The organism is Nocardia farcinica (assembly GCF_001182745.1).
In the GTDB taxonomy this organism is placed as follows: domain Bacteria; phylum Actinomycetota; class Actinomycetes; order Mycobacteriales; family Mycobacteriaceae; genus Nocardia; species Nocardia farcinica.
This window is the reverse complement of the sequence record NZ_LN868938.1, coordinates 3,532,802-3,545,191: the sequence shown is the minus strand read 5'-3', so window position 1 is coordinate 3,545,191 and position 12,390 is coordinate 3,532,802. Positions and strand designations below refer to the sequence as shown.

At 70.7% G+C, this 12,390-nt stretch carries 10 protein-coding genes; 6 read left to right on the top strand and 4 right to left on the bottom strand.

Features of this window, described 5'->3' with window-relative positions; all coding sequences use genetic code 11:
* The first annotated feature begins 108 nt into the window (after window positions 1-108).
* A complete protein-coding gene (locus AMO33_RS16675) occupies window positions 109-1,131 on the top strand; it encodes an alpha/beta hydrolase (protein ID WP_060593171.1) in 1,023 nt (340 codons plus the stop codon).
* Window positions 1,132-1,197: 66 nt separating this feature from the next.
* On the opposite strand, the gene AMO33_RS16670 is transcribed toward AMO33_RS16675, so the two are convergent.
* On the bottom strand, window positions 1,198-2,184 hold the full coding sequence (locus AMO33_RS16670; RefSeq protein ID WP_060593170.1) for an SDR family oxidoreductase: 987 nt from the start codon (window positions 2,182-2,184) through the stop codon (window positions 1,198-1,200).
* A gap of 145 nt (window positions 2,185-2,329) precedes the next feature.
* Window positions 2,330-3,142, bottom strand: coding sequence for an enoyl-CoA hydratase (locus tag AMO33_RS16665; RefSeq protein WP_060593169.1), 813 nt, complete (start codon window positions 3,140-3,142; stop codon window positions 2,330-2,332).
* Between the two features lie 135 nt (window positions 3,143-3,277).
* Here AMO33_RS16665 and AMO33_RS16660 point away from each other — a divergent pair, with 135 nt between their 5' ends.
* Window positions 3,278-4,558: a TetR/AcrR family transcriptional regulator gene (locus tag AMO33_RS16660; RefSeq protein WP_011207256.1), complete on the top strand. Its 1,281-nt coding sequence runs from the start codon at window positions 3,278-3,280 to the stop codon at window positions 4,556-4,558.
* Here AMO33_RS16660 and AMO33_RS16655 read toward each other — a convergent pair whose 3' ends face one another.
* The gene (locus AMO33_RS16655) at window positions 4,559-6,085 is read right to left on the bottom strand and encodes an aldehyde dehydrogenase family protein (protein ID WP_082668692.1); all 1,527 of its coding nucleotides are present in this window, start codon (window positions 6,083-6,085) and stop codon (window positions 4,559-4,561) included.
* A gap of 394 nt (window positions 6,086-6,479) precedes the next feature.
* On the opposite strand from AMO33_RS16655, the gene AMO33_RS16650 reads away from it, so the two are divergent.
* The 3 genes from AMO33_RS16650 to AMO33_RS16640 are packed head-to-tail and all read left to right on the top strand — an operon-like array spanning window position 6,480 to window position 9,198.
* A complete protein-coding gene (locus tag AMO33_RS16650) occupies window positions 6,480-7,487 on the top strand; it encodes an ATP-binding cassette domain-containing protein (protein ID WP_098700363.1) in 1,008 nt (335 codons plus the stop codon).
* Window positions 7,484-8,296, top strand: coding sequence for an ABC transporter permease (locus AMO33_RS16645; RefSeq protein ID WP_060593166.1), 813 nt, complete (start codon window positions 7,484-7,486; stop codon window positions 8,294-8,296). Before AMO33_RS16650 ends, AMO33_RS16645 begins: the two co-directional genes overlap by 4 nt.
* The gene (locus AMO33_RS16640; RefSeq protein ID WP_060593533.1) at window positions 8,293-9,198 is read left to right on the top strand and encodes an ABC transporter permease; all 906 of its coding nucleotides are present in this window, start codon (window positions 8,293-8,295) and stop codon (window positions 9,196-9,198) included. Before AMO33_RS16645 ends, AMO33_RS16640 begins: the two co-directional genes overlap by 4 nt.
* Before the next feature lie 15 nt (window positions 9,199-9,213).
* Here AMO33_RS16640 and AMO33_RS16635 read toward each other — a convergent pair whose 3' ends face one another.
* Complete coding sequence (locus AMO33_RS16635; protein WP_060593165.1) at window positions 9,214-10,404, bottom strand: lycopene cyclase family protein; 1,191 nt, start codon at window positions 10,402-10,404, stop codon at window positions 9,214-9,216.
* 374 nt (window positions 10,405-10,778) lie between these two features.
* On the opposite strand from AMO33_RS16635, the gene AMO33_RS16630 reads away from it, so the two are divergent.
* On the top strand, window positions 10,779-12,377 hold the full coding sequence (locus AMO33_RS16630) for an ABC transporter substrate-binding protein (RefSeq protein WP_060593164.1): 1,599 nt from the start codon (window positions 10,779-10,781) through the stop codon (window positions 12,375-12,377).
* Window positions 12,378-12,390: the final 13 nt, after the last annotated feature.

Genomic DNA, 12,390 nt, shown 5'->3' with positions numbered 1-12,390 from the left:
CCCTGCGGACGTCCGGCTGGGGAAGCCCCATCCGTGATCCCGATACGAAGTGAAGGTGCGAAATTGATACGTCGACACACCCGGCGCCGTGGCACGCGTGCCGCGGCGATGATCGCGACTACTGCGGTGTTCGCGGGACTCATGTCCGGACTCGGCGCATCCTCGGCGACGGCTGACCCGATCATCGACTCCAAGGCGCTGCTGGCCAACCCCACCGCCCCGGACGGATCGAAGATCACCAAGGCGGAGATCAAGGACGACCGCAACCTGCGCCTGTACGTGTACTCGGCCGCGATGGACGAGAACGTCATCATCGACGTGCAGCGCCCCGCCGACGCGTCGGTGCCGCGGCCCACGCTCTATCTGCTCAACGGTGCGGGCGGCGGCGAGGACGACGCCTCCTGGGTCGCCAAGTCCGACGCGCTGAAGTTCCTCAGCGACAAGAACGTCAACGTCATCCAGCCCATCGGTGGCAAGTGGAGCTACTACACCGACTGGATCAAGGACGATCCGACGCTGGGTCGCAACAAGTGGAAGACCTTCTTCACCGAGGAGCTGCCGCCGCTGGTCGACGGCGCGCTGGGCACCAACGGCATCAACGCCATCGCGGGCCTGTCCACCTCGGGCACCACCGTGCTGGCACTGCCGATCGCCAAGCCGGGCCTGTACAAGGCCGCCGCGGCCTACAGCGGCTGCGCGCAGACCAGTGACCCGGTGGGTTCGGAGTTCGTCAAGCTGACCGTCGAGACCTGGGGCGGCGGCGACACCGAGAACATGTGGGGTCCGCAGGGCTCGGAGGAGTGGGTCAAGAACGATCCGTACGTCAACGCCGAGGGCCTGCGCGGGCTGGAGCTCTACATCTCCACCGGCAACGGCATCCCCGGCCCGTACGACACCCTCAACGGCCCCTACGCGCTGCCCGGTTCCTACGGTCTGGCCAACCAGATCCTGATCGGCGGCGTCATCGAGGCGGGCACCAACTACTGCACGAACAACCTCAAGACCCGACTCGACGAGCTGGGCATCCCGGCCACCTACAACTTCCGTCCCAACGGCACCCACTCGTGGGGCTACTGGAACGAGGAGTTCCCGAAGTCCTGGCCGGTGCTGGCCAAGGGCCTCGGCCTGTGAGTGCCACCTGAGCGATCCTCGCTCGACCGCCCCGCACACCCCGAGTGTGCGGGGCGGTTCGCTTTCTCACGCGCCGTTCTCGGTCCAGTACTTCCAGATGCGCGGCGCGTAGTCGGCCAGTGGCGGCACGGTGATGTCGGTGCCCGCCAGCCCGGCCGTGGTGTTGGCGCGGTCGAACCAGCAGCCGAATTCGTTGTGCTCGAGCACCGGCGGGTCGATGCCCACGCTCGGCAGCATCCGTTGTGCGCCCGGCAGCCGCAGCACCGCGCGCAGGGTGTCCTTGGGCATCACCTCCACCAGGTGCGGGGCGCCGGCTTCGTCGGCGAAGAGGTTCAGCGCGTCGACCGCGCGGGTGCGGACCGGGTCGACCAGGTGGAAGGTGGTGTGCTGCCCGCCCGGGGCGTGGGCGAGATGATCCAGCGCCGCGACGACGAAATCCACCGGCACCATGTTGGTTTCGCCGAGCCGTGGCACGAGCACCGGCAGCAGCCGTGGCAGCTGGGCCGCCATCCGCAGCATCCGGAAGAACCGCTGGGCGCTGCCCGCCCGGTCGATCTCCCCGGTGCGGGAGTGACCGATCACGATGGCGGGCCGGTAGATCCGCCAGTCCAGGCCGCTGGCGCGGACGGCGCGTTCGGCGTCGAGGTGGACGCGCTGGGCCGGGCGCAGGGTCTGCCCGACGTCGAACATGTCCTCGGTGAAGGCCCCGTGGTGATCGCCGGAGATCTCCACCGTCGAAACATGGTGCAGGCGGGCCGCATCCAATCCGGCGGCGAGCGCGATCGCGTGCTGGGCGGCGCCGGCGGCGGGGTCGAGGTGGAAGACGTGCTCGATGTCCCCGCGGTGCGCGCGCACCCAGGCCGGGTCGACGCGGTCGAGATCGGCCTCGACCGGCCGTACCCGTTCGCCGCCCGCCCAATCGCGCGCGCAGGTGTCGTACCGGCCGCGCTCGTCCGGCGGAACCAGTACGTGCACGGTGTCGCCACGGCGCAGCAGCGCGGGCACGAGGAATCGGCCGATGAATCCGGTGGCCCCGGTGACCAGAGAAGTCATAGCCGATGAACATAGTCGGCCGGGGGCGGTTGTGTGTCCGGTGTCACCGAACCGGTGGGAGTTCGCGGGCCCGAGCTACCCGTGGGCGACCCGCGAACCACCGAACCGCGCCGGCACGACCGGCGCGGTGGCTTCGGGACTGCCGTCAGTCGGCGAAGACCGGCTTGCGCTTGGTGAGCATCGCGGTGGCGCCCTCCGCGAAGTCCGGCGACTGGAGCAGTTCGGTCTGCCCGGCCTTCTCGGTGGCGAGGGTCTCGTCCAGCGCGGCCAGCGTCGCCTGGTTCAGTGCCCGCTTGGTCAGCTCGAGCGCCCGGCGCGGACCGGTGGCGATCTTCTGCGCGGCGGCTTCGACGGCGGCGTCGAGCTCGGTCGCGGGCAGCACCGCGGTGAACAGCCCGGCCCGCGCGGCCTCGGTCGCGGGCAGCCGCTCGCCCAGCAGCGCCATCCGCGAGGCCAGCGGGCGGCCCGCCGCGGCGGCGACGAGCGCGGCCGCGCCGCCGTCGGGCATCAGGCCGATGTTGATGAACGCCAGTAGCAGGTAGGAATCCTCGGCCGCGTAGACGAGATCGGCGGCCAGCGCGATGCCCACACCCACTCCCGCGGCGGCGCCCTTGATCGAGACGATCACCGGCACCGGCGCGTCCACGATCGCGCGCACCAGCCGGTTGGCCGCGTCCATCACCATGTCGGAGGTGATGCCGCGTTGGCTCTCGGCCGCCGAGGCGGACAGGTCGGCGCCGGTGCAGAAATCCCCGCCCTCGCCGGTGAGTACGATCGCCCGGACGGCGCGGTCCTGCGCCGCCGCCAGGAACGTGTCGCCGAGCGCGACCATCGTGTCGTAGTCGATGGCGTTCTTCCGCTTGGGATTGGTGATGGTGACGCGCAGGATCCTGCCGTCCTGAACCGCCGAGAAACCGGCTGTGGCCGGCGCTGCGGACGCGGATTCGGTAGTGCTCATGTGGTGCGCTCCTGATCGGAGATTCGGCGGGCGCCGGACCGTGAATGGTGGTTAACTTTGCGAATTGTGGTTAACTTAAGGTGACTTGTCCGGCGCTGTCAACCACGCGGCGCCGGTCCGGAACGGGAGAGGTGCATGGTCGCGGAACACGGCGAGGTCGATCTCGCGGCGGCGCGACCCGACTCGGGCCCGACCGCGGCGGCGGCCCCGGCCGGGAACGGTTCGGGTGCGACGGCGAACCGCTCGGGCGGCGAAGCCGGCGTGCGGCGTCGGCCCAAGGACCGCAAGGCGCAGATCGTGCGGGCGGCCGCGCGCGCGTTCAGCGAACGCGGCTACTACCCGGTCGGCGTCGACGAGATCGCGGCCGAGGTCGGCATCTCCGGCCCCGCCCTGTACCGGCACTTCGCCAACAAGTACGCGCTGCTCGTGGCCGCCGCCGAGGAGGGCGCCCGGCACCTGCTGCAGGTGGCCCAGGCCGCCGACGACCCGGCGCTCGACCCCGAGCCGCGCCTGGACGCGGTCATCAAGGCGATCAGCGAGCACACCATCGACATCCGCCGCGAGGCCGGCCTGTACCGCTGGGAGCGCCGCTACCTCGAGCGCGAGGACCGGCTGCGCATCCGCCGCATCTACGACGAACTCAACGACACCATCGCCGCCCCGATCGCCCGGCTGCGGCCCGGCGCCGACCCGGCGGACCTGCGGATGCTGTCGGCCGCGGTGATGAGCGCGGTCGCCAGCATCGCCGCGCACCGCACCGCGCTCTCCGGCGCCCGGCTGCTGCCGCTGCTGCGCGACATGTGCTGGGCGATCCTGCGGACCGAGTTGCCGCCCGCGCCGGTGGACACCGAGGACGAGCCCGCCCCGCGCGGCCTGCCGGTCACCTCGAAACGCGAACAACTGCTCACCGAGGCGATCCGCATCTTCGGCCGCCAGGGCTACCACGAGGCCAGCATCGAGGAGATCGGCGCCGCCGTCGGCATCAACGCCTCCAGCGTGTACCGCTACTTCTCCAGCAAGGCCGACCTGCTCGCCGCGGCCTTCCACCGCACCGGCGACCGCGTCTCGGTGGCGATCACCGAAGCGCTGGCCGAGGCGACCAGCCGCCCCGACGCGGTGCGCCGCATCGCCGCGCGGCAGGCCAAGCTGACCTTCGCGATGCCGGAGATCATGCCGGTGTACTACGCCGAGTTCAGCAACCTGCCGCAGGCCGAACAGCACAAGCTGCGCGCCATCCAGCGCCAGAACGTGCTCGAGTGGGCCAACCTGCTCGACGGTGACCCGATCGAGGCGCGCTTCCGCGTGCACGCCGCGATCGGTCAGGTCATCGACGTCGGGCGGCTGATCCGGTTCGACTCGCGCCCGGCCCAGCTCGCCCGCGTCACCGCGCTGATGGAGGCGGTCCTGCTCGGCTGATCAGGGCCGCCGGGCGTGGCGCAGCTGGAAGATCGCGGTCGCCGCCCGCAGGTGCCGGGGATGGCGATCGAAGGTGGTCAGGTTCACCGTCCCGCGGTAGCGCTTGCGCGCGATCGACAGCGTGCGGCTGAACTCGCGCAATCCCTCGTCGCCGTGGCTGTGGCCGTGCCCGTACTCGCCGACGCCGCCGTAGGGCAGGGCGGGGATTCCGGTGTAGGCGGTGGCCGAGTTGATCGTCACCACGCCCACGCGCAGCCGCTCGGCGAAGGCCTCGATGCTGTGCACGTCGCGGGTGAACACCGAGACCGCGACCGCGTTGCCGGTCGCGTTGACCCGTTCGGCCGCCTCCTCCATGCTCGCCACCCGGTTCACCACCAGCACCGGACCGATCGCCTCGCCGGTGACGGCCAGGCTCTCCTCGGGCACCTCGGCCAGCACGATCGGCTCGATATAGGGCTCGCGGATGGACTCCAGGCCGCCGACCACCGCCCGCCCGCCGCGGGCCAGCGCGTCGCGCACCTGTCTGCGCACCACGTCCGCCTGCGCCTCCATGATCATCGGACCGTAGGAGGCGCGCCGGTCGGCGCCCGGGCGCAGCCTGCGCGCCTGGGCGATCACCAGGTGCAGGAAGGAGTCGTAGACCGAATCGGCGACGTAGGCGCACTGCACGCCGCTGGGATTCTGGCCCGCGTTGGCCATCGCGCCGTACACCGCGGCCTCGGCGGCGTCGTCGAGTTTGGCGTCGACGTGCACGATCATCGCGCCCTTGTCGTCGCGTTCGACGACGACCGGGGTCATCGTCTCCGCGCACCCGGCGATCACTTCCCGCGCGCCCGCCTCCGTCCCGGCGTAGGCGACCTTGTCGACCTCGGCGCGGCACAATGCGAGCCCGGTGGCGTCGTCGCCGGTCACCGCCTGCAACACCGGCTGGTCGGGAGCCAGCGCCCGCCAGCTCTCGGCGAGCCACACTCCGACCCCGGTGGTCAGTTCGTGCGGTTTGAACACCACCGCGTTCCCGGCCGCCATCGCGTAGGCGATCGAGCCCATCGGGGTGTAGACGGGGTTGTTCCACGGGCCGAGCACGCCGACCACGCCCAGCGGCAGGTAGCCGACGGTGGCCTTGTGGTTGCGGGTGAGCCAGTTGCGGCCGAGGGAGCGCCTGCCCAGCGCGCGGGCGGCGTTGCGGGCGGCCCAGTCGAGATTCTCGATGGCGAGCACCACCTCGATGGCCGCGTCGGCCTCCGGTTTGCCGGTCTCGGTGCAGATCAGCTCGACCAGCTCGCCGGACCGGCGGGCGATGGCGCGCTTCCAGTCCAGCAGCCAGCGCTTGCGGCCGCCGAAACCCAGCCCGCCCCACCACTTCTCGGCAGCGCGGGCCGCGCGGACGGCGCGCGCCACCTCGGCGGTGCGCTGCACCGGATACTCGCCGACCGCTTCCCCGGTGCGCGGGTCGTAGGACGTCAACACACTCGTTCGGCCCGTGCCTCCCGGATGCGCCGCCAGGCGTGGCTGCGCAGACTCGGCCATCGATCACCTCTTCGCAGTATCGACCCGCTGGTGGTCCCACCCGAATCGAGCCGACCCCGCGGGCCGAACTGCCGGCGCGTCCCACCGGACGAGTGAGTTCTCGGTCCCCCGTGGACCACCCTATGGGTGGCCGCGTCCGGCCGACAAGGCGCGCGCACTGCCCTTGCGCTGCCCGAAATCACTTCGACCAGGGGCGATTCCGGGCAGCGGCGAGAACGCCGGGCGAATGTGAGCAAGGACACATTTGGTCGGCACTGTGAGCGGGTACAGAACGCCGACCCGACGTTTGAAGTGAATGCCGGTAACATCGCGCCGGGCGGTACGGATCACCACCCCGGACGTGTTCGACAGGTGTTCGGCGATCGAGTCGCCGCCCAGAGACAGTGGAGAGTTGATGCCGAGTTCCCCCCAGGCCGAATCACCCGCGGGCGTGCCGGCGGGCGTCGAGCCCGCCGTCGTCGTCCAGGACGTCCACAAGTCCTTCGGCGAGGTGCACGCGCTGCGCGGTATCAGCTTCACCGCGGCCAAGGCGTCGGTGCTCGGCATCCTCGGACCCAACGGCGCGGGCAAGACCACCACGGTCAAGGTGCTGTCGACCCTGCTGCGGCCGGACTCGGGCACCGCGATCGTCGCCGGACACGACGTGCGCACCGACCCGGCGGGGGTGCGCCGTTCGATCATGATGACCGGCCAGTACGCCGCCCTGGACGAGAACCTCTCCGGCCGGGAGAACCTCGAGCTGTTCGGCAGGCTGATGGGCCTGGGCAAGTCCGCCGCCCGCAAGCGCGCCGACACCCTGCTCGAGGAGTTCGACCTGGTCGGCGCGGGCAAGCGCCCGGTGCGCACCTTCTCCGGCGGCATGCGCAGGCGCGTGGACATCGCCTGCGGCCTGGTGGTGCGCCCCGAGGTGGTCTTCCTCGACGAGCCGACCACCGGCCTCGACCCGCGCAGCCGCCAGGGCGTGTGGGATCTGGTCACCGTGCTCAAGGACCAGGGCATCACCGTCCTGCTGACCACGCAGTACCTCGAGGAGGCCGACGTGCTCAGCGACAACATCATCGTCATCGACAAGGGCACCGTCATCGCCGAGGGCACCGCCGACGAGCTCAAGGAGCGCACCGGCGGCAGCTACTGCGAGGTGGTCCCGCTCGACCCGAGCAAGCTCGACATCGCCGCCTATGCCCTCGGCGACCTGGTGCCCGCCGCGGTGCTGGCCGAGATCCAGGCGGGCAAGGGCGGCGAGCAGCTGTCCATCCCCGCGCCAGAGGGCGCGGCCACCCTCGCCGAGGCGCTGCGCAGGCTCGACGCCGCCGGTGTCGAACTGGCCGACATCGCCCTGCGCAGGCCCTCCCTCGACGACGTGTTCCTCTCGCTCACCGGTCACTCGGGCGGTGGCGCGTGACCGCCGTCGCCGAGCCGACCCGCACCGACCTGTTCGCCGAACTGCCGCAGGCCGCGCCGTCGTCGTTCGCGCAGTGGCGCGCGCTGACCGGCCGCGTGGTGTGGACGATGGCGACCAAGGGCGAGCTGGTCGTCGCCTTCATCACCCCGCTGGTGTTCACCCTCGGCTTCTACCTGCCGCTGCGGTACGTCATGAAGTTCCACGGCATCGACTACGCGCAGTTCGTCATGCCGATCATCGTGTTGCAGACCATGTCGGTCACCATGCTCTCCAACGCCCAGCTGGCCGCCTTCGAGGCCATGACCGGCCTGAGCACCCGGCTGCAGACCATGCCGATCGGCACCCTGGTGCCCTTCCTGTCCAGGATCAGCGCGGGCATCGTCCGCTCGCTGACCTCGCTGGTGGGCGCCCTGCTGTTCGGTCACATGATCGGTTTCCGGTTCGAGGCGGGCATCGGGCAGGCGGTGTTGTTCTGCGTGTCCGCGCTGGTGATCGGCACCGTGCTGGCCATCGGCGCCGACGGCCTCGGCAGCCTGACCAAGAGCCCCGAGCAGCTCAGCCAGGCGCTGACCCTGCCGACGCTGATCTTCGGCATGCTGTCCTGCGGCTTCGTGCCGGAACGCAATTTCCCCGAATGGATCCAGCCGTTCGTGCGCAACCAGCCGATCTCCCAGTTCTCGTTCGCGTTGCGCGACATGGCCTCCGACGGGGTGAGCTGGGGCGTGTTGTGGGTGCCGTTGGTCTGGGTCATCGCAATGGCAGTGGTGTTCACCCCGTTCGCGGTGTGGGCGAGTGTGAGGCGGGCATGAGTTCGGTGCAGAGCACGGCGACAGTCACGACCACCCCGTCGGAGGAGGCGAGCGCCACGAGCGAGCAGGCCGGCACCGAGGCGGGCACGACCTTCCACGAGCTGCCCGCGGTGCGGGGCCGCTCGGAGAACTCTCCGCTCACCTGGGCCAGGCACAGCGTGCTCCAGTGCAAGCGGCTGCTGATCGGCTGGCTGCGCGACCCGGCCACCACCATCCAGACGCTGGTCTACCCGGCGGCCACGTTGCTGATGTTCAAGATCGTGCTCGGCAACTCCATCACCACCGCCACCGGCATGCCGTCGGTCTACGGCCAGGTGCCGATGATCTGCCTGGTGGCGGCCATGTCCGGCGCGGTGGTCAGCGCGCTGGGCTTCAAGGTGGAGAAGACCACCGGCCTGCTGGCCCGCTTCCACACCATGCCGATGAACCGGGCCGCCGGCCTGACCGGTCGGCTGCTGGCCGAGGCGGTCCGGGTGTTCATCACGACGCTGTTCGTGCTGGCCGTCGGTTTCGCGCTCGGCTTCCGGTTCGGCCAGGGCCCGCTGGCGGCGATCGCGTTGATCGGCATCCCCGTCCTGTTCGGCGTCGGCTTCGCGGTGCTGGTGACCGCGCTGGCCACGCTGACCGAGGGCGTGCTGCTGGTCAGCGTCATCGGCATCATCAACACGCTGCTGATGTTCTTCAACACCGGCTTCGTGCCGGTCTTCGCCTACCCGACCTGGCTGCAGGACGTGGTGGCCAATCAGCCGATGAGCACCGCGATCGACGCCATGCGCGGGTTGTCCTATGGCGGCCCGGTCGCCGAGCCGCTGCTGAAGACCGTGGCCTGGACCGTCGGCATGATCGTCGTGTTCGCCTGGCCGGCGGTGCGCGGTTACCGGCGGGCCGCCGAGACCAGCTAGACCGGTCCGGCAGGCTCAGTCCAGCTCGGGTGTCTTCTCGCGGGCGGGTTCGAACTCGTACCCGGCCCAGCGGTTGCGGTTGGTCCAGCCCACCAGGTCGTAGCGCCAGCGGAACGGCCAGGTGTGGGCCACGGTGTTGAACAGCACCGCCCCGAGCGCGGTGTAGTCGGCGTGCGCCGACAGCAGCGCGTGCTGCCCGCGCTCGGACTCGGTGAAGAACGCCTCGAACATGGCGATCGACTGTTCGGTGGTCAACCGGCCGAGGCCGTAGAGACCGCGCATGCGCATCCAGTACACCAGCCGGGCCTGCCACGGCCACAGCGCCGCCACCGGGTCGCGGCCCGCGCGCAGCGCGTCGATCGCGGTGTCGACCAGGGCCAGCGAGTCGGCCACGCTGTAGCCGGTGCACGGGTGCATCATGCCGCCGCGTGAGCCGAACTCGATGGCGCGCGCGGTGCCCTTGCGCGGCGGCGGCTGGTCCAGCGGGTAGTGCGCCGCCTCGGTCGGCTCTTCGCCGGTCAGCCTGATCCCGTGCGCGGCGAGCCTGGCCAGGGTGCGTTTGCGCAGCACGTGCTGGGGCATGCCGCCGCGCAGGCCGAGGCTGGTCTCCTCGAAGATCACCGTGCCGTCGCCCAGCGGCACCGCGTACAGGAACGACGGCGGCTCGTCCGGCCCTGCGCCGTTCTCCGGCCGCCAGTCCAGCAGCAGACCTTCGCCGGGGCGCACCATCGGCGCCGCGGTCTCCTCGTCGACGAAGATGCCGTGCGCGCTGGCCGCCCGCCGCGCTCCGGTGGTGGGCAGGCCCCTGGTGTCGAAGACCGTCGCCGCCCGCACCACGGTCCCGTCCGCGAGCTCGACCTCGTGCGCGTCGACCCGGCGCGCCCGCCCGGCCAGCACGGTGGCGTCCTCGAGCGACAACGCGTCGAACAGCCCCTGCTTGGACAGCACCGCGTACGGCCGCTGGATGCGATGCTCGCTCTGGGTCCACACCACCGGCGCCTCGATCCGGCTGGCGATCACCTCGCGTGGCAACCAGTCCGGCAGCTCGTCGATCCAGCAGGAGAAGGTGGGCGGGAACAACCGCTCCGGCCGCGGGTCGACGGCCGTCACGCTCATCCCGGCCCGGGCGGCCCGGTGCGCCAGCGCCCGGCCGGTCGGCCCGAGCCCCACCACGCAGACGTCGACTTCTCTGGCGCCATTGCTCATGAGGGCATCAAATCGGACATACCGTCCGAGCGCAAACATGTCACCGCGCGAGCGGGACGGCCGGCGTCTCCCGGAGGGCCGTGCCAGGGCGCGCGGAGGGGCCGGGGCAGGGGTTCGTGGCATCACGACCGTGCCGTCCGGCGGTCCGGCCGTGGCACATCGCACGCGCCGGATCAGTGGTCCAGCGACTGGTGATTAAAACACCACTGAGGCAAACCATTCGCATCGAAGCGCCCGGCTGGGAACCTCCCATGCAGCGATCGAGTCCCGGTTCCCCGTCGAAAAGCGCAGGTGCGCGCGGCATCCGGGGGTGCTCGACCGTGCCCGTGGCAGCAGCACGTGCTCCGCGGGTCGTGCGCGAAAGGAGTCGGTACGTGGCAGTCGGGTGGAAGAGAGGGGGCTGGCGCGTCGCGGCGGCCGCCACGCTGGTGGCGCTGGTGGCGACCGCCTGCGCAGGTGGCGGAACCTCGGGAGGCGACGCCTCCGGGGAGCCGGTGGCGGGGGGAACCCTCAACATCGGCCTGTCCGCCGACTACAACGGCGTCGACGCGGCCGTGGTCAACCAGGTGTGGCGCACCGTGGCCCGCGCGCTGTCGGACTCGCTGGTGTTCTACAACCCCGACACCAAGGGGCTCGAGCCCTGGCTGGCCACCTCGTGGGAGGTCACCGACGCCAGGATCTACCACTTCACGCTGCGTGAGGACGTGACCTTCCACGACGGCACCGAACTGACCGGCGACGTGGTCAAGAAGAACTTCGAGAGCCTGGCCCGCCCCGGCATCCACTCCAGCGCCAAGACGATCGTGGAGGGCATCCGCCAGATCACCGTGCCCTCGAAGTACGAGGTGATCGTCGAGTTCGACGAGCCCAACGCGGCCTTCCTGACCAGCCTGTCGCGGGCGCACGCGGCGATCGTCTCGGAGAAGACCGCGGCGCTGCCGGTGAACGAGCGGCAGAAGTGGGTGGACGGCTCCGGCCCGTTCTACCTGGAGAGCTACGTTCCCAACCAGCAGATCGTGCTGAAGAAGCGGCCCGAATACAACTGGGCCCCGGCTTATTTCGGCCGGACCGGCGCGGCCTACCTGGACGAGGTCGTCTACAAGATCATCCCCGAGGACTCGGTGCGCAACGGCGCGGTCATCGGCGGCGAGGAACTGCAGTTCATCTACTGGGTCAACGGCAAGTACGTCGACCAGCTGGAGGCGGCCGGGCTCACCATCGCCAAGACCCTCAACCCGGCCACCGGCACCGAGCTGCCGGTGAACACCTCCTCGAAGTTCCTGCGGGACGTGCGGGTGCGGCAGGCGCTGCAGATCGGCGTCGACCGCGAGGAGTACGTCAAGATCGTCTCGCACGGCCACGACGAGCCTGCCAAGGGCCCGCTGAGCCCGGCGAACCCCTACTTCTCCGACGTCAGCGAGTTCCTGGAGTACGACCCGGACCGGGCGGTGAAGCTGCTGGAGGAGGCGGGCTGGGGCACCGTCGGCCCCGACGGCATCCGCGTCGACGCCGCCGGTGAGCGGCTGAGCCTGCGCGGCCCGCAGGACACCGCGGGCTGGCAGGTGCTGCAGAGCCAGTGGCGCGAGCTCGGCGTCGAACTGGTGCTCGACCCGCCGCTGGCCGCCGAGGCCAACCAGAAGCTGCTGTCGGGCGAGTACGACATCGCCTACTGGTACCACTCCACGCCGGACCCGGACGTGCTGCGCGCCAACTACGGCAAGACCACCGGCTCCAACCGGTCGTTCCTGCCCGACGGCACCGAGGCGGACCGCCTGTTGCAGGAGCAGAACACCGTCCTGGACAAGCAGGCCCGCCAGGAGATCGTCGACAAGGCGGCCCGCGAGCTGGTCGAGCAGGCGTATGTGATCCCGGTCGTCAACGACGTGGACATCTGGGCCTACCAGCCCACCCTGCACGGCATCCAGGCGGTCGGCCTCGACCAGTACCTGTACAACGCCTGGCTCGAGCAGTAGGCGCGCGATGGGG

Bases quoted from the DNA above. Each gene is read 5' to 3' on its own strand.
- AMO33_RS16640 (WP_060593533.1), top strand. From the start codon at position 8,293: ATGAGTTCGGTGCAGAGCACGGCGACAGTCACGACCACCCCGTCGGAG.
- AMO33_RS16635 (WP_060593165.1), bottom strand. From the start codon at position 10,404: ATGAGCAATGGCGCCAGAGAAGTCGACGTCTGCGTGGTGGGGCTCGGG.
- AMO33_RS16650 (WP_098700363.1), top strand. From the start codon at position 6,480: ATGCCGAGTTCCCCCCAGGCCGAATCACCCGCGGGCGTGCCGGCGGGC.
- AMO33_RS16670 (WP_060593170.1), bottom strand. From the start codon at position 2,184: ATGACTTCTCTGGTCACCGGGGCCACCGGATTCATCGGCCGATTCCTC.
- AMO33_RS16665 (WP_060593169.1), bottom strand. From the start codon at position 3,142: ATGAGCACTACCGAATCCGCGTCCGCAGCGCCGGCCACAGCCGGTTTC.
- AMO33_RS16655 (WP_082668692.1), bottom strand. From the start codon at position 6,085: ATGGCCGAGTCTGCGCAGCCACGCCTGGCGGCGCATCCGGGAGGCACG.
- AMO33_RS16660 (WP_011207256.1), top strand. From the start codon at position 3,278: ATGGTCGCGGAACACGGCGAGGTCGATCTCGCGGCGGCGCGACCCGAC.
- AMO33_RS16675 (WP_060593171.1), top strand. From the start codon at position 109: ATGATCGCGACTACTGCGGTGTTCGCGGGACTCATGTCCGGACTCGGC.